Annotated in this window: 24 protein-coding genes and 3 pseudogenes; 12 read left to right on the forward strand and 15 right to left on the reverse strand. The window is 34.9% G+C overall.

Features of this window, described 5'->3' with window-relative positions:
* Positions 1 to 41: 41 nt before the first annotated feature.
* The 6 genes and pseudogenes from H5J24_RS10820 to H5J24_RS10845 all read right to left on the reverse strand — a co-directional run bounded on the left by H5J24_RS10820 (position 42) and on the right by H5J24_RS10845 (position 5,708).
* Positions 42 to 758 carry a Hint domain-containing protein gene (locus tag H5J24_RS10820; RefSeq protein WP_232816299.1) on the reverse strand — a complete coding sequence of 239 codons (717 nt, stop codon included), beginning with the start codon at positions 756 to 758 and terminating at the stop codon, positions 42 to 44.
* Positions 755 to 1,345, reverse strand: a complete 591-nt coding sequence (locus H5J24_RS10825) for a PAAR-like protein (RefSeq protein WP_232816300.1) — start codon at positions 1,343 to 1,345, stop codon at positions 755 to 757. Before H5J24_RS10825 ends, H5J24_RS10820 begins: the two co-directional genes overlap by 4 nt.
* Positions 1,346 to 1,349: 4 nt before the next feature.
* A complete protein-coding gene (locus tag H5J24_RS10830; RefSeq protein ID WP_068943173.1) occupies positions 1,350 to 2,156 on the reverse strand; it encodes a hypothetical protein in 807 nt (268 codons plus the stop codon).
* A 4-nt stretch (positions 2,157 to 2,160) separates the two neighbouring features.
* Positions 2,161 to 4,289 (reverse strand): annotated as a pseudogene (locus tag H5J24_RS10835) (type VI secretion system Vgr family protein).
* A 431-nt stretch (positions 4,290 to 4,720) separates the two neighbouring features.
* The gene (locus H5J24_RS10840) at positions 4,721 to 5,218 is read right to left on the reverse strand and encodes a MarR family winged helix-turn-helix transcriptional regulator (RefSeq protein ID WP_232816301.1); all 498 of its coding nucleotides are present in this window, start codon (positions 5,216 to 5,218) and stop codon (positions 4,721 to 4,723) included.
* Positions 5,219 to 5,261: 43 nt separating this feature from the next.
* Positions 5,262 to 5,708 (reverse strand): GNAT family N-acetyltransferase, encoded by a 447-nt coding sequence (locus H5J24_RS10845; RefSeq protein WP_232816302.1) that lies wholly within the window; start codon positions 5,706 to 5,708, stop codon positions 5,262 to 5,264.
* A gap of 470 nt (positions 5,709 to 6,178) precedes the next feature.
* On the opposite strand from H5J24_RS10845, the pseudogene H5J24_RS10850 reads away from it, so the two are divergent.
* Positions 6,179 to 7,428 (forward strand): annotated as a pseudogene (locus tag H5J24_RS10850) (site-specific integrase).
* A gap of 84 nt (positions 7,429 to 7,512) precedes the next feature.
* Positions 7,513 to 8,082, forward strand: a complete 570-nt coding sequence (locus H5J24_RS10855; RefSeq protein WP_034868166.1) for a hypothetical protein — start codon at positions 7,513 to 7,515, stop codon at positions 8,080 to 8,082.
* A gap of 77 nt (positions 8,083 to 8,159) precedes the next feature.
* Here the strand turns inward: H5J24_RS10855 and H5J24_RS10860 are convergent, their stop codons facing one another.
* The 4 genes from H5J24_RS10860 to H5J24_RS10875 all read right to left on the reverse strand — a co-directional run bounded on the left by H5J24_RS10860 (position 8,160) and on the right by H5J24_RS10875 (position 10,222).
* Positions 8,160 to 8,441, reverse strand: a complete 282-nt coding sequence (locus H5J24_RS10860; RefSeq protein WP_034868152.1) for a helix-turn-helix domain-containing protein — start codon at positions 8,439 to 8,441, stop codon at positions 8,160 to 8,162.
* Complete coding sequence (locus H5J24_RS10865) at positions 8,438 to 8,734, reverse strand: helix-turn-helix domain-containing protein (protein WP_034868167.1); 297 nt, start codon at positions 8,732 to 8,734, stop codon at positions 8,438 to 8,440. Before H5J24_RS10865 ends, H5J24_RS10860 begins: the two co-directional genes overlap by 4 nt.
* 100 nt (positions 8,735 to 8,834) lie before the next feature.
* A complete protein-coding gene (locus H5J24_RS10870) occupies positions 8,835 to 9,218 on the reverse strand; it encodes a hypothetical protein (protein ID WP_002984826.1) in 384 nt (127 codons plus the stop codon).
* 503 nt (positions 9,219 to 9,721) lie between these two features.
* A complete protein-coding gene (locus tag H5J24_RS10875; protein ID WP_002984828.1) occupies positions 9,722 to 10,222 on the reverse strand; it encodes a DUF3408 domain-containing protein in 501 nt (166 codons plus the stop codon).
* Positions 10,223 to 10,769: 547 nt separating this feature from the next.
* Here H5J24_RS10875 and mobA point away from each other — a divergent pair.
* Both mobA and mobB read left to right on the forward strand, forming a co-directional pair.
* Positions 10,770 to 11,204 (forward strand): conjugal transfer protein MobA, encoded by a 435-nt coding sequence (gene mobA, locus H5J24_RS10880; RefSeq protein ID WP_034868169.1) that lies wholly within the window; start codon positions 10,770 to 10,772, stop codon positions 11,202 to 11,204.
* A gap of 4 nt (positions 11,205 to 11,208) precedes the next feature.
* Positions 11,209 to 12,471 carry a conjugal transfer protein MobB gene (mobB, locus tag H5J24_RS10885; protein WP_034868155.1) on the forward strand — a complete coding sequence of 421 codons (1,263 nt, stop codon included), beginning with the start codon at positions 11,209 to 11,211 and terminating at the stop codon, positions 12,469 to 12,471.
* A 16-nt stretch (positions 12,472 to 12,487) separates the two neighbouring features.
* On the opposite strand, the gene H5J24_RS10890 is transcribed toward mobB, so the two are convergent.
* Entirely contained in the window at positions 12,488 to 12,868 is a 381-nt protein-coding gene (locus tag H5J24_RS10890; protein ID WP_002984834.1) for a Fur family transcriptional regulator, read from the reverse strand.
* Between the two features lie 109 nt (positions 12,869 to 12,977).
* Between H5J24_RS10890 and H5J24_RS10895 the strand changes: the two genes are divergently transcribed.
* Together H5J24_RS10895 and H5J24_RS10900 are read left to right on the forward strand one after the other, a co-directional pair.
* The gene (locus tag H5J24_RS10895; RefSeq protein WP_034868157.1) at positions 12,978 to 13,253 is read left to right on the forward strand and encodes a hypothetical protein; all 276 of its coding nucleotides are present in this window, start codon (positions 12,978 to 12,980) and stop codon (positions 13,251 to 13,253) included.
* Positions 13,254 to 13,261: 8 nt separating this feature from the next.
* Positions 13,262 to 13,870, forward strand: coding sequence for a class I SAM-dependent methyltransferase (locus H5J24_RS10900; RefSeq protein ID WP_002984837.1), 609 nt, complete (start codon positions 13,262 to 13,264; stop codon positions 13,868 to 13,870).
* Between the two features lie 92 nt (positions 13,871 to 13,962).
* Here H5J24_RS10900 and H5J24_RS10905 read toward each other — a convergent pair whose 3' ends face one another.
* Entirely contained in the window at positions 13,963 to 14,310 is a 348-nt protein-coding gene (locus H5J24_RS10905; protein WP_002984839.1) for a winged helix-turn-helix transcriptional regulator, read from the reverse strand.
* Positions 14,311 to 14,396: 86 nt separating this feature from the next.
* On the opposite strand from H5J24_RS10905, the gene H5J24_RS10910 reads away from it, so the two are divergent.
* The 4 genes from H5J24_RS10910 (at position 14,397) to H5J24_RS10925 (ending at position 18,622) form a co-directional block, all read left to right on the forward strand.
* Positions 14,397 to 14,921, forward strand: coding sequence for a dihydrofolate reductase family protein (locus tag H5J24_RS10910; RefSeq protein ID WP_034868159.1), 525 nt, complete (start codon positions 14,397 to 14,399; stop codon positions 14,919 to 14,921).
* Positions 14,922 to 15,059: 138 nt separating this feature from the next.
* Positions 15,060 to 15,899, forward strand: coding sequence for an RteC domain-containing protein (locus tag H5J24_RS10915; protein ID WP_002984842.1), 840 nt, complete (start codon positions 15,060 to 15,062; stop codon positions 15,897 to 15,899).
* Positions 15,900 to 16,163: 264 nt separating this feature from the next.
* Positions 16,164 to 17,714, forward strand: coding sequence for a type I restriction-modification system subunit M (locus tag H5J24_RS10920; protein ID WP_002984843.1), 1,551 nt, complete (start codon positions 16,164 to 16,166; stop codon positions 17,712 to 17,714).
* Between the two features lie 47 nt (positions 17,715 to 17,761).
* The gene (locus H5J24_RS10925; protein WP_232816303.1) at positions 17,762 to 18,622 is read left to right on the forward strand and encodes a restriction endonuclease subunit S; all 861 of its coding nucleotides are present in this window, start codon (positions 17,762 to 17,764) and stop codon (positions 18,620 to 18,622) included.
* Positions 18,623 to 18,859: 237 nt separating this feature from the next.
* Here the strand turns inward: H5J24_RS10925 and H5J24_RS26185 are convergent, their stop codons facing one another.
* From H5J24_RS26185 to H5J24_RS10935, 3 genes are all read right to left on the reverse strand, one after another.
* The gene (locus H5J24_RS26185) at positions 18,860 to 19,198 is read right to left on the reverse strand and encodes a restriction endonuclease subunit S (RefSeq protein ID WP_429832558.1); all 339 of its coding nucleotides are present in this window, start codon (positions 19,196 to 19,198) and stop codon (positions 18,860 to 18,862) included.
* Complete coding sequence (locus H5J24_RS10930; protein ID WP_232816304.1) at positions 19,164 to 19,454, reverse strand: hypothetical protein; 291 nt, start codon at positions 19,452 to 19,454, stop codon at positions 19,164 to 19,166. The genes H5J24_RS26185 and H5J24_RS10930 overlap by 35 nt, the downstream gene beginning before the upstream one ends.
* Positions 19,455 to 20,103: 649 nt before the next feature.
* The gene (locus tag H5J24_RS10935) at positions 20,104 to 21,246 is read right to left on the reverse strand and encodes a restriction endonuclease subunit S (protein ID WP_232816305.1); all 1,143 of its coding nucleotides are present in this window, start codon (positions 21,244 to 21,246) and stop codon (positions 20,104 to 20,106) included.
* A gap of 109 nt (positions 21,247 to 21,355) precedes the next feature.
* On the opposite strand from H5J24_RS10935, the gene H5J24_RS10940 reads away from it, so the two are divergent.
* Together H5J24_RS10940 and H5J24_RS10945 are read left to right on the forward strand one after the other, a co-directional pair.
* A complete protein-coding gene (locus tag H5J24_RS10940) occupies positions 21,356 to 22,282 on the forward strand; it encodes a tyrosine-type recombinase/integrase (protein WP_034866709.1) in 927 nt (308 codons plus the stop codon).
* A 90-nt stretch (positions 22,283 to 22,372) separates the two neighbouring features.
* Positions 22,373 to 25,253, forward strand: a pseudogene (locus H5J24_RS10945) (type I restriction endonuclease subunit R).
* Positions 25,254 to 25,533: the final 280 nt, after the last annotated feature.

Consider the following 25,533-nt stretch of genomic DNA (forward strand, 5'->3'; position numbering starts at 1 on the left):
GAAGTGTTACTCCTTCATTTACATGTTTTTGTATTGGTCGACTAGGAGTTTTTTTTTCTTAATGCATCATATTCTGCTTGAGTAATTTGTCTCTCACCATACCCATTATGCACCAGAATTCCATCTTCGGTTACATAATAGTTTTCATTATCCTCAATATCAAAATTATAAACTTTTTCGTAATGTGGCAAGACTTCTATGCTGATCACTGTTGTATAATCTCCACCTTTCAAATGTAACAAGTCTCCTGCTTTCAGACTTCCGGCTTCTATCCATTCATCATTACAGAAAAAGCGGTGTTCAGGAGTAACACGTACGAATTCTCCGGTGGGTAGCTCCAAAGAAAGCATTTGCTGGGTAAACCTTTCATGCTTTGTAAGGATAGGTTTATATTCCTGCTGTTTAGTAGTTTCGTTATAGGTTAAGACAAGATCATCTTCATAAAGGTCTTCAATATTCTGCATTCCATTCGGTGTATGAACTTTTGTTCCTGCAGGAAAACAAACCAGTGTAGCTCCTTTTGCTGCAAAAATTCCCAATACAAGACTTACTCCACTGTCTTTCAGTTTTTCAAGAACATCTTTATCACTGCTCCAGATACTGTACTGGTCGTAATAAGCTCCTCCAATTCCCAGTCCACGCATGGTCTTACAGAATAATGATGCATTTTTAAACCCTTTAAAAGTGAACTGTTCTATTAATTCTTTTCGTGCTGTATTGGCAAACTGGCGACCAAATTCACGACCAAAAGTAGTCACTGTTTGTCGTAATCCTGTTGCTCCTGCGGCAGAAGTTGCACCTGCGGCTCCCCTACCATCCCAACTGCTCCTCGCCCGGCAAGAAATCCAAAAGCAAAGTTGGCAACATGTCCCAGGTTGGTAAGAGCAGCACTTCCCCACGCTTCCCAAACGGTTTCTTTGGCTGTTATGGTTCCACCTTCTGCCGGACAAACCATAATGGATGAAAGAGTAAGTGTTTTATGATCCTGTATAGCAAATTTTTGAGAGGTATTGGTCCAGACTCTTTGGGAAGCTGCAGCTTTACATTTTATGAGGCCTATTGCAACTGCAGCTAAAATAGCGGCAGCAATAATGGCAGCAACCAACCAGCCTGGTCCAGGAATCATGGCGCAAATCCCCACAGCAATTCCAGCTACGGCTCCTGCCATAAAAGCAACACTTCCAAGGCAGACAAAGTTATTACCTTTCAGGGTATCCAGTTCTGTAGCAGCTTTATCTCCACTGAAGGTTACAAAATCCTGACTGGTTACCTTCATTTGCTTCGGGGCTACTCCTTTATCACAGACCAGATAATGTTTTTCGGTAAGATATTGTTCATCTTCCATAATGTTACAATTCTAAATGAGTATCCATATAACAATGATAATAGAAAAATTCACCCAGTTTCTCAGTAATGGTAAAATCAGATTTTAACAATATCCGGTTATCATACAGGTATTTTCCTTTTACTTGATATTCGGGATGCATAAAATTGTCTTTTGCAAATTCCCGTAACCTTCGGATCATTTTTTCATCACGAATCATCTTTCCTTCTGCATCCCATTCATCGAAACCCTGTTCCGTCTGTCTTTCCGATACGGAAAGATTAATAGGGATTACAATGCCAGCACCAAACCGGTCCATATCTTCTCTTTTAAGATAGCTTTTAGACCCTTCCTGCATGGGCTCTTTTCCAAAAATATAGAAGAACTGATAGATAAAATGGATGTAACGAATACTTTTTATTTCCATTTCTTCATTCGTCAGTTCATATTCTTTAGCCCGTATAATTTCATAAGCTTCAATAGGATGAGCGTTCGTGAGCCATTCTTTTACACCTTTCCATTTTTCACGGATCATATCCCCGTTATAGATTTTGGCAATTTCTCCTTTTTTATTGATCCCAACTTCCAGAGTACTGTAGATACTGCAAACTTTATTGGTCATTTCAGTAATCTGAACAATTAATGGATCTTCATACATTTCTAAGGCATAATCTGTCTCTGTGATTTCAAAAATGTGATAATCTTCATCGGGATCTTTTCCTTTATAAATTACTGATGTTTTGATATTGATCTTATAATTGCTGTCCAGACTGTGTACTTTGGTTTTTCCGGTAATAGCAGTATTGTAGAGGTATTCTTTTCCAATCTCCATTCTTCTACTTATTAATATTTACTTTTTTACTGTTAACTTGTACTTCATCCCCTCCTGTCATCACTACATTTTTACCCCCTATTTTAGTACTGTCTTTTCCTGAAAGATCCAGACTTTCTTTGGCATCTACCTTTATTTCTTTTCCATTGATGGTAATTTTTCCCTCTTTATCAATAATCACAGTACTGGCTCCCACCACAATTTTAAATTCTGTATTGGCCGTAAGAGATACTTTCCCGGTTTTATCCATCTGAAGAACCGAAGCATCAGCTACGTTAATCATATTGGTATTTCCTGCTCTTACGGTGTTATCATTCCCTACGTTGACTTCTTTATTTTTATTGGCGTTTGTGGTTGCATTTCCTGCTCCATCAAAGAACATATTAGCCCCACCCTGGTCTTTAAGATTCATAGATCCGGCACCATTGTCATACTTCAGTTCAGCACCACTTCGGCCGCTGAAACTCATAACATTGTTACCAGTACCACCACCCGCTCCAATTCCGCCATGATACATTCCGCCCATTACAAAAGGACGGTCCGGATGAAGATGTACAAAGTTGACAATAACCTGATCTCCTACTTCAGGAATAGACATAAAGCCACGATTCTTCCCAACTTTATCACTGCTTCCGGCATCTGGAGACATTACACGAATAAACTCGGTAGTGTCCTGCCCATTCTGCCAGTCAAGCTGAACCTGTACACGGCCTTGATTATCAGGATCGGTATTGGAAATTACTTTTCCAAATTGTGGTTCTGCTACAGGAACTGTAAATTCCGGTCTTGGAATATATCCGGTATCGGAAGCTATCGCCTGAAAAGATCCGTCATAATACCCGCGGGCGTCCACTTCATGGGTTACCTCTATGAGCATTAATTTTGTAAAATAAGAAGTATCGTTGGTATCTGTTTTACGCATTTGAATGTCTGCAATACATCCCGGATATAGAAACGGGACTGTGGTATTTCCGGAAGTAATAAAAACCTGTGAAGCATTGCTTCCTGCTGTTCCTTTTGAGAAGCATCAATATCCATAAAGGATGAAGCTTTGATGGGAGCTACTCTTAAAGATGGGGTTTGAAAGGTTTTTTCAGAGATTTCGTATGCACGTTTTGCAATATCTGAAGTATGATTAATTTTTGAGCTTCCGCCTTTAAACTTTTCGTTTTTACTGCTGTTATACCCATAAAACGAAGGATTTACATGCTGAGCTTTCATTTTAATTTTAATATCAGTCAGGTTACTACCATAGGTCAGCAATACAGGTTTTTCCTGTGGTGGAAGCTGTCCGAAATGTAAAACTTCTCCATCGTAGAAAAATTGTTCTCCATACGCTTCCGCCATTCTTGCCAAATAGTTATAGTGTGTTTCTCCATATTGAGAGCTGTAAGATACATTGCCATGGCGGGCATCTACCCTGAAATCAAATTTTCCCTGTCCTAACCCTTCTTTAATGACATCATTGGCGATACTGTTTAAACTGATAGGTTTTGCCCCTCCAAAACTTTGAATGTGAGGTGCTGCATCTAACAAGATCGTTGGACTGAAACCTGACAAAACAAGATTGCCAAGACTGCCTTTTTCCTGACTGAATCCAACTTCCGTGACAACTCCTACAAAGTTTCGTTCGGCTCCGCCTTCAACATCTTTATATTTGAAAACAATCGTAATTCTTTTTCCCAGAAAATTCTGCACTTCTTCAAGGTTATGATTTTCTGCACTTCCTAAAGTATCGTGGGCAAGAATAAGCTCAAACTCATGATGCTTAGTAGCACTTTGAGTAAGTTTAAAGTGTTTGAAATATTTGATGGGTTTGCCTTCCACATGGATATCAAGCTTTACAACGCGGTTGATTCCTGCGATAGCACTTTCCGGAATGCTGTCTGCATTAAATATTTTGGAAGTAGGTTGTTTTGTCCAAAGCTTTTCTTTAATAATGGAGGGTTCATTGGGTAATAATGGCTGATTCAGGAATTGCTTTCCTGTATTCACCACATTGGCTGCATTATTTACTTTTGAAGCAGCTTTCTTTACTTCTTTGATCTTTTTATTGTCTTGGATTTTGTTTACAAACCCTGTCTTGTCTGAATCTATTTCCGGCTTGGGAAGATTATTCTGTTCCTGAAACATGACATCTTTTTTTTTGGTGTATGACTTAATTGGATATTCTACCTTTGTAGGTGAGACCCTTTAACTCAAAGAACCAATCGGCAGCTTGAAACGGCCTCTTGAACAAGCTTTTTTAATGATTGATCCGAGATGGGTGCAATTGGAATTTTCAGAAAATAATTCCAAATTTAAGTACCTGGAAGCACTTTTTTACAGGATTGATTTTTATATTTTTTCATAAGTTTTTCAGTGATTTTGGTAGAGCCAATATATCACCTTAAATATTCACCACAAAATGAATTGCCTATTATTTGAAAAATTGTAGTAGAACTACGACATTGAATTTTGCAATGTCTTTTCAGCAGGGCTTCCCAATGACTCCCGAATAAAAAAAAATCCACGTTACCATCAGATTATCAGTAACATGGATGTTAAATTTTAGTTAAAACTCTTTATAAAAAGTTAATCTTTACTTTAAATTTTTTAAGCTGCAACGCTCTCTGATAAAAAGACTGATTGGCAATTTTTTCTTCTGCTTCATTAATAGCGGCCAGCAAGTTATTCTGATTATCAGAAATGTCTCCTAATATTTGTGACATCAGTTCCCATACCGGTTTCATCTTTTCAATAAGCTCTTTTCCTTTGGAAGTAAGATTAAATAATCTTTTACGTTCATCCTGCTTGTCTTTTTTCCATACTATCAACTCCTGCTTTTCCAATTCTTTGAGAAGTGTAATAGTGGATGGATGAGTATATCCTATTTCATTGGCAATCTCTACAACACTGGCCAGTTCCTTTTGGTAAATAGTATAAATGACGGGAAACCATTTGAGTTCGAAATCAATCCCAAAGGCTTTATAGATGAGTGCTCCATCTTTTCTCAGCTGTTCACTGAGGCGATGGAGTCTTGTAGATATCGCTAGAATTCCTGCTTCGTTGATAACATTCATATTCAGTCAATGTGTAGGTGATAAAAAATATCGTCAGCACTCATTAATGGAAAACGCTCCGGAAGGTTTTCTTTTTTATCTTCTCAAAATTATTTCTTTCATAAAAACGCTGAGCCGCTTTCAATACTGTGATGGTTCCCAAATATAGGTCATCAATCCCGTTGTCACGACAAAAAGCAATTAAGACTTCCAATAAAATTTGAGCAATATTCAATTCTCTGCCTCTGAAATCTTTTTTTACAAACATCTTTCTTATCGCTCCTGCTCTTTCATCAAATTTTACCAAGGCGATAGAACCTACCAATTCTCCGTCTATAAAAGCACCCCAAAAGTTTCCCCCAGCCTCATGATAGAAACTTTCAATCTGCTTCAAATCAGGTTGATCGTCAACTGTAATGGAAATATTAAACTCTTTTTGCTGAATAGTCAGAATCAGATCAATAAGTTGTTCCGAGTAAGCATTTCCTATGGGTTGAATCTGCAATTTCATAGTGTTTGATTTTTAAAGTATAAAACTACGTAGTTAAATACATATATACAAATGGAAATTTATTTTTATAAGAAATTAAAGAGAGCTGTAGGATGGATATTGTATTTGTGTTATTATACGCTGAAGGTTGAAGAAACCAAGTCATCACAAATAACAAAATACTTTTGTTACTCAAACTCTATATCTATTAATTTATAAGCTTATTTAAAATAAATTTTCAGTAAAAATACATCAAAGATTAATAACAGGTAAAACGATTGTAAATAAAGGCTTTACAATCGTTTTTGATTTTTTGGTAATGATGTAAAAAGCAGAAAAAAGCGAGGTTAGGCAAAAGTAAGGTTACTAAAACGTTACTTTTAAATATTCGAAACAATCGATATAAAACACTGTATTTCAGCTTTCTGCATATTTTTTCATATTGTTCCGTAGCTCACATAGGTTTAATTTTATCATTAAGAATTGTGAGTATGGAAACGACAAAAAAATCAACGTTTAAGGTTCTTTTCTACCTTAAAAAGAATGCCCCGAAGAAGAACGGGAAAGTTACGGTTATGTGCAGAATTACCATAAACGGTAATCAGTCTGCATTCAGTACCAAGCTGGATATTTCTGCATCAAATTGGGATTTGAAGTACGGCAGGGTTTTAGGTAAAAGCCGAGAAGCCCAAGATGTGAACGGCAAGCTTGATAAAATTCGTTTGGGCATTGAGGAATGCTATTCCAAAATTCTGAAGAACGAGGGGGCTGTAAACAGTACTAAACTTAAAAATGCCTTCCTCGGTATGGAAAGCGGAGAAATGACCTTTTTCAAGTTCTATGAACAGTTTCTTTCCGACTATGAGAAAAAGGTCAATAGCGGGCTTCGGGTAAATGGAACACGAAGTAAGTATAAAACACTATTAAGACATCTTCGCAATTTTGTACTTACAAAATACGGTTACTCCGATGTGTCTTTTAACGACCTTACTCCTGATTTTGTACAGGACTTTGATTACTACCTACGTGATGACCAAAGCTTGACACATAACACGATTTGGCTGTATATGATTGGCTTTACCACACTTTGCCGATTGGCAATGAGCAGAAAGCATCTTGCTTTTAATCCGTTCAGCGAGTATAAGAACACCAAAAAGGACAAAGACAGAGGTTATCTGTTGCGGAACGAGTTAGAACAGCTTGTAACGTTCAACTGCGAGAAAAAGAAAGACGAATTGGTTAAAGACCTGTTTGTTTTCAGTTGCTTTACTGGTCTTTCCTATTCAGATATGAAAGGGCTTAGAAACAGCAATATTCAGGATTTCTTTGACAGTAACCAGTGGATTATCATACGTAGAAAAAAACAGCCACATCGTCAAATGTTATGCTGTTGGATATTCCCAAAATGATTATCGAAAAATATGCAGGATTTTCAAAGGATGGAAAGGTATTTCCTGTTCCATCAAATACAGTCTGTAATGATAGCCTAAAGAGAATATCACAACAGATTGAATGCCTGAAAGAAAAGAAAGTAACCTTTCATTTAGCACGCCATACGTTTGCCACGCTGTTTTTGAGCGAGGGCGTTCCGCTCGAGAGTTTGAGCAAAATGTTAGGGCATAAAAATATTGCTACCACACAAATTTACGCCAAGATACTCAACGAGAAAGTTGGTAAGGATATGCAAAAAGTATCGCATAAATTTAAAGGTATGGAACGCTCTTTTGTTTCGCAACTCTGAAATCTATAAAGTAACCAAGGAAAGTCAATGATATAAGCATTGGCTTTTTTTGTACTTTAGCTATTAGAAAAAATGCTTCAAATAATGGCGGATATAAGACAAAAATATATTTCACTAATTCAGAATAGAAGTGAAGAAAATAAAAAAGCATTGACACTTTTATTTTCACAAGGATTATTTGGCAACTGCGTTTCTATATTAAGACAAGAGTTGGACTCTTTTATCAGAGTAATGTATTTAGGTAGAATATCCGATTTCGATGAACGAGAAAGAATGATGAACCAGACTTTGTCAGGAGAGAAATGGACCGTTTTAACGTCAAATAACAAATGGAAACAAATAACAGATAAAGATATGGTTGGGAAGGCAAATGAATTTTATGGGTATATTCAATATGTATATAAATTTGGTTGTGCTTCCATTCATTTGTCAGATTTCCACAACTACACGGCTCAAAACCCCTTTGAAAAACTCAATGATACGGAGAAATATGATATAAAAAACTACCTTAATACATATCATAATTATCCTATCGAAAAGGAATTGACTGTTGAAAATATATCAGACTATATTCCTAATGTCTTTGAAAAAATTTCATCAAATTTGACTTGCTATTTTGGTAGTATATTAAATAATGGAATGATAGAAATGTAATAATACCAAAGCCCACTGCTTTAAGCAGTGGGCTGTTTCTTTAATTGACTGATACGGTTACAGTTTCAAACAATCGGCTAACGCTGATAGTTATCTTCCAACACTTTTATAATATCGCTTTCACGGAAAAGGATTTTCCGTTCGAGTTTGATAAAAGGTATCAGTCCGTCATCTCTGTATTGTTGCAACGTCCGTTTGCTAATGTGTAACATCTGGCAAACCTGTTCGCCTGAAAGATAGATTTCCCCTTTCAATAAAGGGTGGAAATATTCCCTTATATACAGCAGTTCATTTTTGATGCCTACCACAGCTTCGAGCAGAGCAAGCATATCCTCGTTTGAATTTCCAATCTGTTTCATTTCTTTTGCTTTTTTGATGGTCGCTCTCCCTGCATAAGTAATTCCACTTCGGATAACCTGAAATACGTCTTCCGATTGATTTGCGTTGCCCCAAGAATGCCTTTAACCCTGTACGTCTGCAATGTTCTTTTGCTGATATTGAGCAGTTGGCAGACTTCCTGTTGGTCGAGCCATTTCGTTGCCTGTTGCAATGCTTTGTATGGTGCAGTCATTTCCGCTATCAAATTGGAAACTTCCTTAACTTCCCCATGCAATGCTTTTAAAATCTGAATGTCTAAAACTGTTATTTCCATATCTGCATCATTTAAACCCCGAAAATAAAAGCTATTTACATAGGTCATTCCAATGTTGCCGTCAGAGGTAGCATTTGGCGTTCAGATGTAAAATACTCGGCTATAATCCCAACTTTGGCTTATTGTTTTTCTTCTGGAGAGCTTGTTGTGGTTTGATTGCGTTGTCTACCTTCAAGGCAGGCTTATTGTTTTTCTGTACAATCTGACTTTTTTCATCGTTTTTGAAATCCGAAAGTATAACCGTTTTTGTTGCACCTATTATGCTTTCAGGTTCGGTAGTTTGTTTTTGTTGTTCAACAAGCTTGCCACCGAACAGCTTGCCCAGACCTAAGCCCTTTGTATCTTTGAATTGACGTTTAAAGTTAGTAATGAAATTGGAAATCGGGTCGCTATGCTTATCGACCTGCATAAAAGGAGTGTTCTTCTTCTTCTCGGATAGCTCGTTTTCTTTACGCTCTTTTTCGGTAATTGTTTTTTGTGCCATAGGTTCAAAATTTCCCCTAATTTAGAACACAAGGAATGTATTATTTTAATTTGACATTACGTGGCAGTATTTGGCTTGTGTTGGCACAATATAAATGGAAAGCAATCCTCAAAACACTTTAAATTTTCCTCGCAAAGCCCCTTCACATTTAAAAAGTTTTGTACGGATAAGAGAAAGCATCCAAAAAACACCCAATATTTATCCCATACGTGTTTTTTGTATCCTTTCTTTGATTGGAATGGATTAAAAAAAGAACAAAAGATAGCAAAGATAAGGCGGACAGCCACCGCACCACCCAACCAAAAGCTTACGGCATAATGGCAGGGCAAATATGGTGGCTTCGCCCAGTTGTTGTGTGATTGCCCTGCCACCCTTCGGGACTTATTCCGTTTCCTTTTGGTTTTCCGCTTGTCCGCCTTGATAAAATGGCTTTCTTTTTTTCTGTTTTTTTGTTTTGGAAACAATTTTAAAAGGAGTTACGCATCCTTACCAAAGGACAGTTATCAAAACAACGGCTTGTGCTTATCGTTATAAATTTCCTTAATCAGCTCTCCGAACTCCTGAAAGTGGTATTCGATAATGTTATCCAGATACGCATAAATCGTCAACTTGTCGATACCCATAATACTTGTAAGCCTATTAAATCTATCGTGGTGTTCCTGCCGTACATACACCGATTTGCCTTTGCTTGCAGTACTGTTCGGAATTTTAAAGAACTGTCCGCAGTAGTCCTGTTTGGTCAGCTTCTTAGGCTTGGAGGTACTTTTTTTCGTACTGTTCGCTGACGGTTTAGTTTGTTCCGTTTCTATTGCTATTTCCTCGGGTTCTTTTCCTGCCATTACACGCATAATAGCTTCCTCATCCACATCAGGTTTGGCAAAGTCTTCCCGATGTGTTATTCCTTGTTGTTTCATCAAAGGTTGTTTCTTTTCATCAGTTAGGAAATTTTCAATAGAAAAATCCTCTTTTTCAGGTTGCTGATTTTTGTTTTCTTCGTGTATCATTATCTCTAAATTTTAATATTATATCCAATTAGCTGTTTGACTAGCTAAGCAGTCAGTTGTATGTACGATTGCACCTATGTAACAACCTATCTACCTATGCACCTGCATACCCTTAATTAGCTGTTTCGTTAACTGAAAAGTGTATAATTCGTTTTCATTCAATCACGCAGATTTGCTGTCGGGCTTTATGCCGATTGGCTACATAGTTAAGGTTATAACCAATCAGCCAGATAACCAGTTACAAAGGAAATAAAAGCAATTCCAATCCCCATAAAGGTGGTAGTATTTGGCGTTTATTGGCTTTGTTTGGCGTGATTGTAAGTTGTTGTTATTCAAATAGTCTTATGGAACTTTGTAATGGAAGCGACTGCTTTTTTCGGCTAACTCCAATCCGTTTGCAAAACGGATTTTTCTGAACTCCTGTTCAGAGCAAGTTATCTCTTGAGGTCCTCGAAATGAATTTCCGTACCTCAAGAGCACTTGCCCTGCAGGGGGGCTGGAAACGGCTCCGAAGTCGCTCGTTTGTTTAATATTAAAATGGATTATTATGGAAGAGAAAAACAGAAAACAGATTAAGAAATCAGGAAGAAAACCAAAGATTGACCCTGCGGTACATCGGTATTCCATCAACCTGAATGCACAGGATAATGCCAAATTTCTTGCCCTCTTTGACCAATCGGGTATGAACGTAAAGGCACATTTCATTACAGCCTGCATCTTTCAGAAGACGGTAAAGACCGTTAAAATTGATATGGATGCTATCGAATATCACGAAAAATTGACCCGATTTTTTAGCCAGTTCCGATCAATCGGAACAAATTACAATCAGATTGTGAAGGTATTGTATCGCAATTTTTCCGAGAAAAAAGCAGGAACATATCTTTTTAAATTGGAAAAGGAAACCATAGAATTGGTACAAGTTACTAAAGAGGTTATCCGTTTGACACAGGAATTTGAAGAAAAACATCTGAAAAGAGAGTAAAGTTATGATTGCAAAAATTGGAAAGGGAAGCAATATGTATGGAGCGATTTTGTACAATCAACAGAAAGTAGATAAAGAAAACGGAGCGGTTCTGCTCTTGAACAAGATACCTGACACAGTTGACAGCAAGTATTCTGTAGCCTATTTTAACAAATGCTTTGAGCCGTATTTATCGGTAAATATCAAAACGGAAAAAACAGTAAGGCATATATCGTTGAACCCAGATCCTTCGGATAAGGTCAACGATGAACAATTTATGGAAATGGCACAGGAGTATATGGAACGTATGGGCTATGGCAACCAACCGTACATAGTTTTCAAACATACGGACATTGATCGCACGCACATTCATATCGTTTCAACCTGCGTAGGTATTGACGGAAAGAAAATCCCCGATGATTACGACCATCCACGTTCAATGGCAATCTGTCGGGATTTGGAACAGAAGTATAATCTGCAAAAGGCTACTGAACAAGAGCAGAAACAAGCCAATAAAGTTTTCAAGCCTGTAAATCATAAAAATGGCGACATCAAAAGTCAGATTGCTTCGGTAGTACGGCATCTGCCAAAGTATTATAGCTTTTCAACTATGGGTAGCTACAATGCGTTACTTTCTCTTTTCAACATCACAGTGGAGGAAGTCAGAGGTGAACGGAACGGACAACCTGTAAACGGATTGGTGTATGTAGCATTGGACGAGAATGGAAACAAGGTTAGCAATCCGTTCAAAGCATCGCTATTCGGAAAAGATGCAGGCGTTGTACAACTTCAAAAACACCTTGAACAGTCCAAAGAGAAAATGAAAACCAATACTGCAAGGTCTGTTCTGAAAAACATGGTTGAACTTGCCATTCATACGACAAGCAACGAAACGGATTTTAAAAAGCAATTGTCCGAGCAGGGCATCAATACAGTTGTCCGTAGGAACGACAGCGGACGGATTTACGGTATGACATTTATTGACCACGAAAGCCGTAGCGTTTGGAACGGTTCGCAATTGGATAAAAACCTCTCGGCAAACGTGTTCAATGATTGGTGGAACAATGGAAACAAACCCGAATTGAAGATACAGAATAACCCTGTTTCTAAAGCAAATAAAATAGACAGCGTACCGACAAAAGACCTTTTTGAATTTCTTTCAAAAGAGCATTCGTCCAATTCCGATTTAGGATTGCTCAGCTTATTACCCGATGCACAGGGCGAGGACTACGAGGAAGAACAGTTTGCCAAACGAATGAAAAAAAAGAAGAAAGGGAGGAGATTGTAATAATCTGTTTTTCTTACTATAAAATCGAACAATCCTTGCAAATTCCCGTGAGTACACAATTCACACTTTCAACATTGTAGCCATTGGGAACAGAAAAATTAACAGCTTCGGGTAAACACTCTATTGTCTGACATTTGACACAGCGAAAATGAAAATGATTATCGGCAAAACTTTTTTCATCACATTTTATACATATGGCAAAATATTGTTTTCCGTCTTCGGCTACAATTTTATGCACTAACCCATCCTCACAAAAACGATTTAATATTCTGTAAATAGTAGCCCTGTCAATTTCTACATCTATTTTTTGTTCAATCGCATCACGGCTCATTGCTTTTCCTGTATTTGCCAACAAGTTAAAAATAACTTCTTTTGACGGTGTATTTCTACGTTTCATATCTACTATTTCTCTTTGGCAAAGTTAATGCAAATAATTTGCATTAACTTATTGCTACATTGTCGCAATAATAGAAACTTTTTTATCTTTGCCAAAAGATTTGAATAAAATGACAGCAGAAAAAACCTTAAAATTTGATGGAATAGAAGTTTTCACTACAAATATCAAAAGCAAAATTCAGGCAGAACGCATTGTACAAATACTTGAAAGCAGTTTTCCAAAATTGAAAATCAATTTTGATTTATGCGAAACCGAATTATCTTATCCTTGTGGACATACGATTTTACGAGTTGAAGACAACGAAATAAATTCAGAAAATATAATTTCAATCATAAAGCAATCGGGGTTTATGTGCGATATTTTAGAAGATAAAGTCTGTAAATAATAAAGAATATGACAGAATTTTGGGAAGAAGCATTTAAAGACAAACAAGAAATGTGGGGCTTAGAACCTGCAAAATCTGCCGTTTTGACAAAGGACATTTTTCTTGAACATAATATCAAGAATGTCCTTATCCCAGGAATTGGGTATGGACGTAATGCACAAATTTTTATTGAGAAGGGAATGACCGTAACAGGTATTGAAATCTCGCAGACAGCCATTGATTTGGCTCAAAAACATTTTGGAAGCGGATTGAAAATTTATCACGGTTCTGTTACAGATATGCCTTTTGACAACAATTTATATGACGGAATATTTTGCTACGGTTTAATTTACTTGTTGGATAAGGACGAAAGAGCAAAATTGATCCAAGACTGTTTTAGTCAATTGACCAAAGATGGATTAATCATTTTTACAGCAATAACTAAGGACGCTCAAAGTTATGGACAAGGAACGCTAATAGGCAAAGATCGTTATGAAATGTTTGGTGGAGTTAAAATCTTCTTTTATGATAGGCAAACCATTGAAGAAGAATTTGCCGATACAGGACTTCTTGAAATAACCGAAGTGACAGAAAACTATCCGTTTTACTTAATCAAATGCAAGAAAAGAACACTATAACGAAGAAGAACTTATCCGTTATATAGATAGGCAATTGTTCTATTGCCTGAATATTTTTTCAGAAATGACAAACTGAACTCAATATAGAAAAACTATTTCCCTTTTATCTTCTTTCTATGCTTTAGTCCAAAATCAATTAAAGCATTGACAACTGTTTCAGTTTCTTTGGCGTGTGCGGTAAGTGCATAAGAAACGGTAACAGGTTTGGTATTATTAACCGTTCGGGTAATCAATAAATTATCTTCCAATTCCTGAAGCTCTTTAGATAGAACTTTTGGTGATATTCCCAGAGCCATTTCTTGCAAATCTTTAAACCTCATTGTACCATAGTTCTGCAAATTGTGCAGGATACAAAATTTCCATTTGCCACTCAACAGTTCAATGCCATCTTTTAACGCCAATATGCTTTCTTTATTGATGTTATTTTTTTTATCTTCCATAAAATAGTTACTTTCCTAAAGGTAATGAATAACAAATATAAATCGAATATCTGATAGTTTTGTAGTCAGAAATAATATAATTCATTATGAAAGTAACAGTAATAGCAAACATTTCGGCTAATGGAAGAATTTTAATAGCTGATAATCCTCATCATCAGTTACCACCAGAAGCTATGGAATTTTACGTGCAATTTGTAAGACAAGTTGGTAACATTGTGATAGGATTGAAAACCTTTGAAAATTTTCTAAAATTCCCAAAAGAAGTAAAAGAGCTTTTTAAAGGGGTAGAAATCATCATATTGTCTGATAAACCTTATACAGTTGATGGCTACAAGACCGTAAGTAGTCCGGAGGAGGCAGTTGAATATATGTCTGGAAAAGATGTGCAGGAAATTGCCATTGGAGGCGGAGCAGGTACTTTCAATGCATTTATAGACAAAGATTTGGTTACAGATATTTATTTTAACGTTAACCCAATAATCACTGGAGCTGGAGCTATTTTAGGAAACAACAGCGAGTTACATTCAAAATTTAAGTATAAAGAACAGAAACTTAAAAACGGTTTTGTTCAGCTACATCTAGCTAAAGAAGGAATAAAAACGAACCTATAGCCCTGGAAAACAGGAGTTGAACCGATTCCTGAATTTTTATTTGTAATAACAAGACAGAAATGAGTTTAAAGAAATTGTGAAATAGATGGACATTATCTTTTGTTTTAGCGTTTGCAAGTTATCCATTATATAAACTGAATGATATCTTCATTAAATCATATTATCTCAAAGATACAGCGAAAAGAAAATGCTATTTCGCTGTCTGCACCTAATGCAATTGATGAAGCATATCAAATGACTATATACCTAAAAGAATACTTATGGTCTATACGAGAGGATGTTACAAAGCAAGGTTTTAAAAACCATTGGGAGGAGATCAATTTCTTTCGCAATATCAAGCCATATATTCTCTCCAAGCTCATTTATCACAATAAGATATTTCGCATACAGACAGCTTGCCCTGTTGATGGTGGGAAAATGTATGCGAGTTATTTTTTGGAACAGTTGAAGGAATTAAAACAGGAATACAGGGAGCATATCTACAATTCAGATTTTTACAGATATTACCGTTCAGGAAGAACCGATCGTGATGAAACTTACTTTAGGTTAGGCAACATCAATTTCCACGATGGTTTGAACAGTTTTGTCTTTGAAATTGACCCTCTGTTTTCAACTTATTATGATAACAAAGTGGCTCGGATAATAGCCAATGAACTACTCTATACCTACATTCTCCAAAAAATCAATGATGATGAAATGGCAGATTTTTCTGCGAGGGATATATCTGATAGCATCCTTTGGACGGATACCAAAAATGCCTTGATAGAACTGATTTATGCTCTTTACGCAAATAGCTCTCTTTCTAATGGTAAAATAGGTATACGCAAAATCAGTTTGGCTTTAGAAAGAATGTTTCAAATTTCTTTAGGAGATTTGCATCATTCTTTCCACCGAATGAAATATCGTGCTGGATCCCGAACAGCATTTTTAGACCAACTGAAATCTTCTTTGGAAGAATATATGGACAAAGATTTATAAAAAATACTTCTAAGATATCCTTGTCAAAAACAGATGAATAAAACGAAAGAGAAAAAAAATGTTCTTTAAATTCTTATAGAAAGAAATAGCTGATTTCTTCTAGTATTACTTGTAACAAATGCATTTTCAAAATTTTCTAAACCAAATTTGTCTATTCAAACAACTACCTTTTTTACAGCCTAAATAATGTTTAGTAGCTAAAAGTTTACTATTTTAGTGGATTCTTAAGGATTAAAAATCCCTAATCAAATAACGCTTATTTCAATGTCAGAAGAACAGAAGAAAATATTAGAGCAACAGCTCTGGAATATAGCCAATACATTACGTGGAAAAATGAACGCCGATGAATTCCGAGATTATATTTTGGGATTTATTTTTTATAAATACTTGGCTGAAAAAATGGAAATCTATGCAAATTCCATTTTGGAAGAAGATCAAATTCAATTCAGAGATATCAAAGAAGATACGCCTAAAGGTTTAGAATATATTGAAGCCATTCGAGAAGAAGCTCTGGAAACATTAGGGTATTTTTTAAAACCTTCTGAGCTATTTAGCGAAATTACCAAAAGAGGTGATAACAATTTTATTCTTGAAGATTTACAAAAAATCCTGACCAATATCCAGCTCAGTACAATGGGTACACAAAGTGAAGAAGACTTTGAGGACTTGTTCTCTGATATGGATTTGAATAGTAATAATCTGGGTAGAACTGCTGATGCTAGAAATACACTTATTGTAAAAGTTCTAAAGCATCTCGATGAAATTGACTTCAAATTGAATGATACAGAATTGGATGTTTTAGGAGATGCTTATGAGTATTTGATCGGTCAGTTTGCCAGCGGTGCAGGAAAAAAAGCGGGAGAGTTTTATACGCCTCAAGAAGTATCCAAAATTCTTGCAAAAATTGTTACAACAGGTAAAAATCGTTTAAAATCGGTATATGACCCAACTTGTGGTTCAGGATCATTACTATTACGTGTTGCAAGAGAAGTAAAAGATGTCAATAATTTCTACGGACAAGAAATGAACCGTACAACGTACAATCTTGCTCGCATGAATATGATCTTGCATGGAGTGCATTATCGTCAGTTCGATATAAAACAAGAGGATACACTAGAACATCCACAGCATTTAAACGATATGCCATTTGAAGCAATTGTCGCAAATCCTCCTTTTTCAGCGAAATGGAGTGCCAATCCATTATTTTTAAACGATGACCGTTTTAGTCAATATGGAAAATTAGCACCATCAAGCAAGGCTGACTTTGCATTTGTGCAACACATGATTTATCATTTGGCAGAGAATGGAACAATGGCTATTGTTCTTCCTCATGGTGTGTTGTTCCGTGGAGCAGCAGAATTACACATCCGTAAATACCTGATTGAACAGAAAAATTATTTGGATGCAGTCATCGGCTTGCCTGCCAATATTTTCTACGGAACCAGTATTCCGACTTGTATTCTGGTGTTTAAAAAGTGTAAGGAAGATCCTGACCATATTTTATTTATCGATGCTAGTAAGGAATTTGAAAAGGTAAAGAACCAAAATATGTTGCGGGAAGAACATATTGATAAGATTGTTGAAACCTATCGTAACAGAACGACTATTGAAAAATACAGTCACTTAGCTACTTTGAAAGAAGTTGAAGAGAATGACTACAATCTTAATATTCCAAGATATGTGGACACTTTTGAAGCCGAAGAAGAAATCGATATCCAAGCCGTAATGCAGGAAATCAAATCTTTAGAAGCAAAACGAGCAGAACTGGACAAAGAAATCGACGTGTATTTCAAAGAATTGGGACTTGTTTTTTAATTTTTTACATCCTTAATGTTTTTACTAACGAAAATTGAATCATCGAGATGATAAATAAAAAATTAAAAGTAGGTAACGTTCCCAATTTGAGATTTCCTGAATTTACGGAGGAGTGGGAAACTAAGAAGTTGGGGGAAGTAGCAACAAATGTTATGTACGGTATGAATGCTGCTGCAACTAATTACGATGGCGAAAATCAGTATATACGAATCACAGATATCGACGAACAAACTAGATTATTTTGTCCTAATCCTTTATCATCTCCAGATGGAGAGTTAGACAATAAATACTTATTACATAAGGGAGATATACTTTTTGCAAGGACAGGAGCGAGTGTCGGAAAGTCTTATCTATATAATGATAAGGATGGTAAGATTTACTTTGCAGGTTTTTTAATTCGTCTTAATGTGAGAGCCGAAGACCCATATTTTATTTTTTCACAAACACTGACCGAAAAATATCAAAGATGGGTACTAACAATGTCAATGCGCTCAGGGCAACCAGGAATTAATGCGGAAGAATATAAATTGTTACCAATAGTCATTCCGTCAATCCAAGAACAAGAAAAGATTTCGTCATTTCTATCCTTAATAGACTCTCGAATCCAAACCCAAAACAAAATAATTGAGGAGTTGAAATTATTAAAGATTACGCTTCGCTATCAACTATACGAACAAATTCTTAATCACGAAAATGAATATGTTCAAGTTAAGGATACTTTAAACTATGAACAGCCAACTAAATATTTGGTTACAAATACGGATTATTCATCTGATATTTCGCTAATTCCAGTTCTAACTGCAAATAAAGCTTTTGTATTAGGATATACCGATGAAGAATTTGGTATTTATGACAAAGGTCAATGTATCATTTTCGATGATTTTACAACTGGATATAAAGTTTGTTAATTTTCCATTCAAAGTAAAATCTTCAGCAATTAAAATACTGACAGCGAAACCAAATGTGAACCTAAAATTTATATTTGAGTATTTGTCATTTTTAAATCTATCATCAAATGAACACAAACGGCATTATATCTCCGAAATTGAGACTATGGAAATGCAATTACCAAATTATATTCAACAAACATATGTTGCAGATTTTCTAGCAAGTATTGACGATAAAATAAAAACTGAATTTGAAATTCATACGCTATTACTTAAGCAGAAACAATACTTGTTAGCTAATTTATTTATATAAATTAAATTAGCTAACAAGTATCTCTTTTGTTTTTCAAATTTATGCAATAGTTGGCTTTCAATATCAATCTTTGAATCTATAGATGAAAGGTAATCAGCAAATTTTTTTTGCTCTTCAATACGAAGGTAAACCAAATTTAATTCTCGCAAAATTGTCGTAGAAAATTGATAATCTCTTACTCCTCCTTCAACATTTCTTAAAACTTCTCTATTAAAAAAATCTGTCTTTAGATATTGATATAGAAAGTTGTCATTTACGGTGGTTATCTGTTTTAAAACAAACATACAATGAACTGATAATAATATTCTCTAAGTTTTCACTATAGCCAATAGACCCCACATTAATTCTTGCTGGATTATAGGCAAAGGTGTTCGTGTCAATTATTTTGTATAGTTTAATATCGTAGCCTCTATCTTCGCTATCAACTCCCTCGAATTGCTCACTTTGCGGAACGAATCCTAATTTGTTATTTATAGAATAAACAGGAAGCTTTTCGTTATTTTTATTTCTCTTATTTACAAGAGTTGTAACCTCTCCCAACCTTTTAGTATTCCAATCTATATAGTTTTCATTGTTTCCATTTTTAAATCTCAATTGACTTGAGAATAATTTCTTTACTAATCGTAATCACATAGGAAATAAAATCCTTAATTAAAGGGCTTTGTCAGAAGCTAATTCTAAATCAAGTACCAAATAAGAAAATAAATAATTGTGTTTCTTCCTATTCATCATCATTAACAGAATCCGATGTAATTGATAAAAATGGGATTTACCCAGTTTATGGAGCTACAGGTATTATTGCATTTACGGAAAATCCTCAAATTAATGAAGATGCAATTTTAATAATCAAAGATGGATCTGGAGTTGGAAAGGTTCAATACGCATCAGATAAGTTTTCGGTTATTGGTACTTTGAACTATCTGACTGTAAAACCAGATGTTAATTTGAAATAATTTTTTTCTGTTTAAAATACTTCAACTTTGAGAAATACAAAGTTGGTTCTGGGATTCCACATATCTATTTCAAAGATTATGGAGAAACATTTATTTATTGCCCCCTTTGGAAGAACAAAATAAAATAGAAAGTTTATTATCTTCAATCGATTCAAAAATTAATATCGAAACTCAATATATAAAAGAGCTGAAGGAACAGAAAACGTTTTTATTTCAACAAATGTTTGTATAAAAATCTATACAAACATTTGATTCAGAAGGTATTTTTTTTGATTTTCAAACTGTGTTAAAATTGCTTCTTCGGTTTGGGTTTTTTGATCAATATTATTTAACAATGATGCAATATTTTCTACTTCCTTTTCATCGGTTGGTAAAAAAATCGTATTATCTAAAAATCTTTGGTTGGTAATATTTATAGTATTTTTTGCACCTTTCTGCACTAGACTATGCAGGTAGTTATTAGCATTGATCGGACTATTGAAATAATAGTGGAGAATATTTCCAATACATACATTTTTGGGTTCATAAACTCCATATAGTGGAGAAACTGCAACATTTTCACTAATAAAACTTTGTTTTATTATTCCATACGGAAATTCACCCGTTGGACTTTTAGTATAAACAACATCGCCAAAATGTACTACATTGTAATTAGTTGTATTTTTTGACGCAAAAGAACGCCCAAGATATTCTATTTGATTAATAACACCTTTACTAACCGAAACAGAAAAAATTGGCAAATTGTCTTTATTCGTTTCTTTACGTTCAGTAAGTATATTTCGTAAATATTGTTTTTCCCATTGTTTGTTATTTGCTAAATTCTGACAAAGCCCTTTAATTAAGGTTTCTAATTGTTCAATTATTTTGTTTTGGGTTTGAATTCTTTCGTCAATTAAAGCCAAAAATGAAGAAATTCTATTTTGCTCATTGAGCTTTGGCAGACTTAAAGAAAGAGAAGCTAGTTGACTTGAATATAGATGTACTACGGAAATACCTTGTGCTAAATTAGCTATTTCCATTTTCTTTTTACTGTTTAGATAATAAGACAAAAAGATTCCATTAATATTAGTCTTAATAATATTCAAATCACCCCCTAGTGCAATGCCAGATTTCAAGACACAGGAAGCTGTTGCAATATCGATTGTTGTTTCGCCAGAAGCAGGAATTATGACGTCATTCTTTTCACTTAAGACTAAAGTCGATGGATTTACATTAGTCTTGGATTTTATCTCGTTGATAACCTCTCTATAATGCGTATAGAGTTCGCCATATCTTATACATTCAATAATTCCATTTTCTTCTATATCACTTTTAGAAATTCCCTTTCCCTTTGAAAACGTAGCAATCTCCCCCAACTTCTTAGTTTCCCACTCCTCCATAAATTCAGGAAATCTCAAATTGGGAACCTTAGTTCCAAATCTATTCGAAAGATTAATAATCCTTAATCTTCAATTGCTTTCCTTTGAGATTTTAAAAAATTAAATTATAATGAATGAACAAAAACAACTCTCAGAAGTTATCGATCTATGGAAAATAGACAAAAAACAGTATGTAAAAAAATCAAGTTTCTCAGCTTATACGCTATTGATTGAAAATCATCTACTGCCTAATTTCGGGAACAAAATTGCGATTGAGGAAGCTGATGTTCAAAGCTTTGTTTTTCAAAAATTGGAAACGGGTTTAAGTCATAAAACAATTAAGGATATTTTAATTGTTCTGAAAATGATTTTGAAATTTGGAGCTAAAAACAAATGGTTACAGTATACCCCTTTTGATATTCAGTTTCCTACTGAACGAGAAAAGCATAATATTGAAGTGCTAACCAAGACTGATCAGAAAAAAATAATGAACTATATACAAGAACATTTTACATTTAGAAATTTAGGTGTATATATATGTTTAAGTGCAGGAATGCGTATTGGGGAAGTATGTGCCTTAACTTGGGAAGATATTGATACCGATAACGGAATTATCAGTGTTAACAGAACTATCCAGCGTATTTATGTGATAGAGGATGGAACTCGTAGAACGGAATTGATTCTGGATACCCCGAAAACTAAAAATTCTATTCGTGAAATTCCGATAAGTAAGGATTTATTAAGAATATTGAAACCATTTAAAAAGATTGTAAATCAATCATTCTTTGTATTGACAAACGATGCTAAACCAACGGAGCCAAGAACCTACAGAAGCTATTACAAAAATTTAATGAAAGAATTAAAAATGCCTGAACTTAAATTTCACGGGTTAAGACATAGTTTCGCAACCCGATGTATTGAAAGTAATTGCGATTATAAAACGGTAAGTGTACTATTAGGGCATTCCAACATCAGCACCACGTTAAATCTTTATGTACATCCTAATATGGAACAAAAGAAGAAAGCTATTGAGCAGATGTTTAAGGCTCTTAGATAAGTTTTAGATTATGGATTAGGAGAACATTTTATTTTGTTAAATTTGTACATAGATGAAAAGAACAAGATAAACTCCTAATTCATAATTATTTTGAGCAAACAGTCCGAACAAATTTTAGAAGAGCAACTCGTTGCCCAATTACAAAAATTGGGATATAAATACGCTTTTATTGCTGATGAAAAAGCTTTACTGGCAAACCTGAAAACACAATTAGAAAAGCACAATCATATACAATTTAGCGATAGTGAATTTGAAAAAGTGTTGAACATACTCAACAAAGGTTCTGTATTTGAAAAAGCCAAGATATTGCGTGAAAAGAAACATCATATTATTCGGGATAATGGTGATAACCTCTATTTTGAATTTCTCAATGTAGAACATTGGTGTCAGAACGAATATCAGGTAACTAATCAAATCACGCAGGAGGGGAAATATGAAAACCGCTATGATGTTACCTTACTGGTGAATGGTTTGCCTTTGGTACAAATCGAGCTGAAACGAAGAGGTTTGGAAATGAAAGAAGCATTCAACCAAATCAACCGCTATCAAAAACATAGCTTTGGTGCAGGAAAGGGTTTGTTTCATTTTGTACAGTTATTCATTATTAGCAATGGTGTAAATACCAAATATTTCAGCAATTTTGGAACACATAAACAGGAATATCTTCAAACTTTTCATTGGACAGACGAACAAAATAATCCATTAAATAATATTTTAAACGGCTTTACCGATTCTTTTTTAGAACCTTGTCATATCAGTAAAATGATCTGTAAATATATCGTTCTGAATGAAACTGATAAACGTCTGATGGTACTTCGTCCATATCAGTATTATGCGGTAGAAAGTATTATCAAAAAGGTAAAAGAAAACGAAATTCTGAATGGCTATAACATCGAAAAAAATGGCTACATCTGGCATACAACTGGAAGTGGAAAAACTTTAACGAGCTTTAAAGCCAGTCAAATTCTATCTAAAATTCCAGCTATCAAAAAAGTGGTTTTTGTGGTAGATAGAAAAGATTTAGACTATCAAACCAATCAAGAGTATGATAAGTTCAGTAAAGGATCCGTAAGTTCTGCAACGAATACGGATGACCTTATTCGCAAATTAAACGACCCGAATGTTCGCATTATCGTTACGACCATTCAAAAGCTGAATAATGCGATTTCAGGAAGAAACTTATCAAAAATGAAATCCATTCAGAACGAAAGGATGGTTTTTATCTTTGACGAATGCCATCGTTCGCAATTTGGTGATACCCATAAAAATATCGTCAATTATTTTACCAATATTCAACTATTTGGCTTCACAGGTACACCTATCTTGGCAGAGAATGCAGATGGAGAAAAAACAACCGCAAGCTTGTTTGGGAAATGTCTACATAAATATGTAATTACAGATGCCATACGTGATGAGAATGTACTGAAGTTTTCTGTAGAATACATTCAGACTTTCAAACAGAAAGAACATATCATTGATTTAAAAGTAGAGGAAATCAATGAAACTGAAGTTTTTGAGGCTCCTGAACGAAAGGAAGCCATTGTCGATTACATCATTCAATACCACGATCAGAAAACGCAAAACAGGAAATTTTGTGCCATGATGTGTGTACAGGACATTGATTCGGTCATTCAATACTATGAAATCTTTAAACGTAAAAAACAAGAGGGACAACACGATTTAAAAATAGCGACTATTTTTAGCTTTGCTCAGAACGAAGAGGAGATGAAAGAGCAAGTATATGCCCCGCTAAATATGGTCGCAGAGCCGGAGGTGGAATACGAAAGTCGTTATGTACCCCATCGCAGGGAACTGTTGGAAACTTATGTAGCGGATTTTAACGAACTATTTGGTGAAAAGCACAGCATCAAAGACACGGAAGGATTTTACAACTATTACAATGCCGTAGCTAAAAAATCAAAACATCCTAAGCCAGAAACAGATATTCTGTTAGTCGCCAATATGTTTTTGACAGGATTCGATAGCAAGAACTTAAATACCTTATACGTTGATAAAAATCTGAGAATATCATGGATTGATACAAGCTTTTAGCCGTACCAATCGTATCCTGGATAAGAATAAAACACAGGGAAATATTGTATGTTTCCGAAACCTTAAAGACAAGACAGACGAAGCGATCGCTTTATTCAGCAATAAAGAAGCAATTGACGAAATCATAGTTGAACCCTACGAAGTGTATGTAGAAAAGTTCAACGAAGCCACGCAGAAATTATTAGAAATTGTTCCAGAAATAGTGTCTGTTGATGGCTTATATTCGGAAGAAGATCAGCTACAATTTATTTTGGCTTTCCGCGCCATGATGCGTTTGCACAAGAAAATGAGTCATTATACAGAATTTACTTGGGATGATTTACAGATGGAAGAACAGCTTTTTGCAGATTATACCAGTAAATATTTGGATTTAAAGGAAAGACTTGATCCTACTGACCCGTCTAAAAAAGCGTCTATTCTTAATGATATAGATTTTGAATTGGAATTGATTAGGCGTGATACAATCAATGTAACTTACATACTCCAGTTATTGATTAAATTTAAGTCGAAACATAGTGCAAAAGACAAAGAAAGTATTGAAAAAGACATATTCAATTTACTGAACACCGAAGTATCATTAAGAAGCAAAAGGGAATTAATTGAAAAATTTATTCAGGAAAGTTTACCACATATTGAAGATACGGATACCATTCCTGAGGAGTTTGAAAAATTCTGGACTGTAGAGCAAGAAAAGGCACTTCAGGAATTAGTCAATACAGAAAATCTTTCCGAAGAAAAAACAGAAAGACTTATAGAGAATTATTTGTTTACAGAACGTGAACCTTTGCGAAAAGAAATTTTAGATTTACGGAAAGAAGGAAGACCAAGTGTATTAAAATCTAAGGAAATCGGAGATCGTATTCTAAATAAAATCATAGGTTTCGTAGATACTTTTGTTAATGGAATATCAGGAAATTAATGTTTTATTCTAGTAGCTATTAATAAGAATCAAAAATATTTAAGAGTGATAAATAAAGGATAGGTTTTAATTTTCCTATCCTTCTATTTTTGTATATTTGCCTTGAGCTAACGGAAGTACGTTGAAAAGCAAAGCAGTAAGCACCGTTACCAAATCGTTACCTGACTTTTTTGATAATCTTTATAAAAGCTTAGTATTCAACCTCTACAGCTTTTCCCTGAAAACTTTAAAATAAAAAACGCGCATCATTACTGATACACGTTTTCATTAAATTATTATA

The sequence above is a fragment of the Chryseobacterium capnotolerans genome (genome assembly GCF_021278965.1).
Taxonomy (GTDB): Bacteria; Bacteroidota; Bacteroidia; order Flavobacteriales; family Weeksellaceae; genus Chryseobacterium; species Chryseobacterium capnotolerans.

Coding starts and splice junctions, on each gene's coding strand:
- H5J24_RS10910 (WP_034868159.1), top strand. CDS start 14,397: ATGAAAGTAACAGTAATAGCAAACATTTCGGCTAATGGAAGAATTTTA.
- H5J24_RS10830 (WP_068943173.1), bottom strand. CDS start 2,156: ATGGAGATTGGAAAAGAATACCTCTACAATACTGCTATTACCGGAAAA.
- H5J24_RS10865 (WP_034868167.1), bottom strand. CDS start 8,734: ATGGAAATAACAGTTTTAGACATTCAGATTTTAAAAGCATTGCATGGG.
- H5J24_RS10875 (WP_002984828.1), bottom strand. CDS start 10,222: ATGATACACGAAGAAAACAAAAATCAGCAACCTGAAAAAGAGGATTTT.
- H5J24_RS10825 (WP_232816300.1), bottom strand. CDS start 1,345: ATGGAAGATGAACAATATCTTACCGAAAAACATTATCTGGTCTGTGAT.
- H5J24_RS10900 (WP_002984837.1), top strand. CDS start 13,262: ATGACAGAATTTTGGGAAGAAGCATTTAAAGACAAACAAGAAATGTGG.
- H5J24_RS10915 (WP_002984842.1), top strand. CDS start 15,060: ATGATATCTTCATTAAATCATATTATCTCAAAGATACAGCGAAAAGAA.
- H5J24_RS10840 (WP_232816301.1), bottom strand. CDS start 5,218: ATGAATGTTATCAACGAAGCAGGAATTCTAGCGATATCTACAAGACTC.
- H5J24_RS10905 (WP_002984839.1), bottom strand. CDS start 14,310: ATGGAAGATAAAAAAAATAACATCAATAAAGAAAGCATATTGGCGTTA.
- H5J24_RS10845 (WP_232816302.1), bottom strand. CDS start 5,708: ATGAAATTGCAGATTCAACCCATAGGAAATGCTTACTCGGAACAACTT.
- H5J24_RS10895 (WP_034868157.1), top strand. CDS start 12,978: ATGACAGCAGAAAAAACCTTAAAATTTGATGGAATAGAAGTTTTCACT.
- H5J24_RS26185 (WP_429832558.1), bottom strand. CDS start 19,198: ATGTTTGTTTTAAAACAGATAACCACCGTAAATGACAACTTTCTATAT.
- H5J24_RS10855 (WP_034868166.1), top strand. CDS start 7,513: ATGGCGGATATAAGACAAAAATATATTTCACTAATTCAGAATAGAAGT.
- H5J24_RS10940 (WP_034866709.1), top strand. CDS start 21,356: ATGAATGAACAAAAACAACTCTCAGAAGTTATCGATCTATGGAAAATA.
- H5J24_RS10870 (WP_002984826.1), bottom strand. CDS start 9,218: ATGGCACAAAAAACAATTACCGAAAAAGAGCGTAAAGAAAACGAGCTA.
- mobB (WP_034868155.1), top strand. CDS start 11,209: ATGATTGCAAAAATTGGAAAGGGAAGCAATATGTATGGAGCGATTTTG.
- H5J24_RS10890 (WP_002984834.1), bottom strand. CDS start 12,868: ATGAAACGTAGAAATACACCGTCAAAAGAAGTTATTTTTAACTTGTTG.
- mobA (WP_034868169.1), top strand. CDS start 10,770: ATGGAAGAGAAAAACAGAAAACAGATTAAGAAATCAGGAAGAAAACCA.
- H5J24_RS10860 (WP_034868152.1), bottom strand. CDS start 8,441: ATGAAACAGATTGGAAATTCAAACGAGGATATGCTTGCTCTGCTCGAA.
- H5J24_RS10925 (WP_232816303.1), top strand. CDS start 17,762: ATGATAAATAAAAAATTAAAAGTAGGTAACGTTCCCAATTTGAGATTT.
- H5J24_RS10935 (WP_232816305.1), bottom strand. CDS start 21,246: ATGGAGGAGTGGGAAACTAAGAAGTTGGGGGAGATTGCTACGTTTTCA.
- H5J24_RS10920 (WP_002984843.1), top strand. CDS start 16,164: ATGTCAGAAGAACAGAAGAAAATATTAGAGCAACAGCTCTGGAATATA.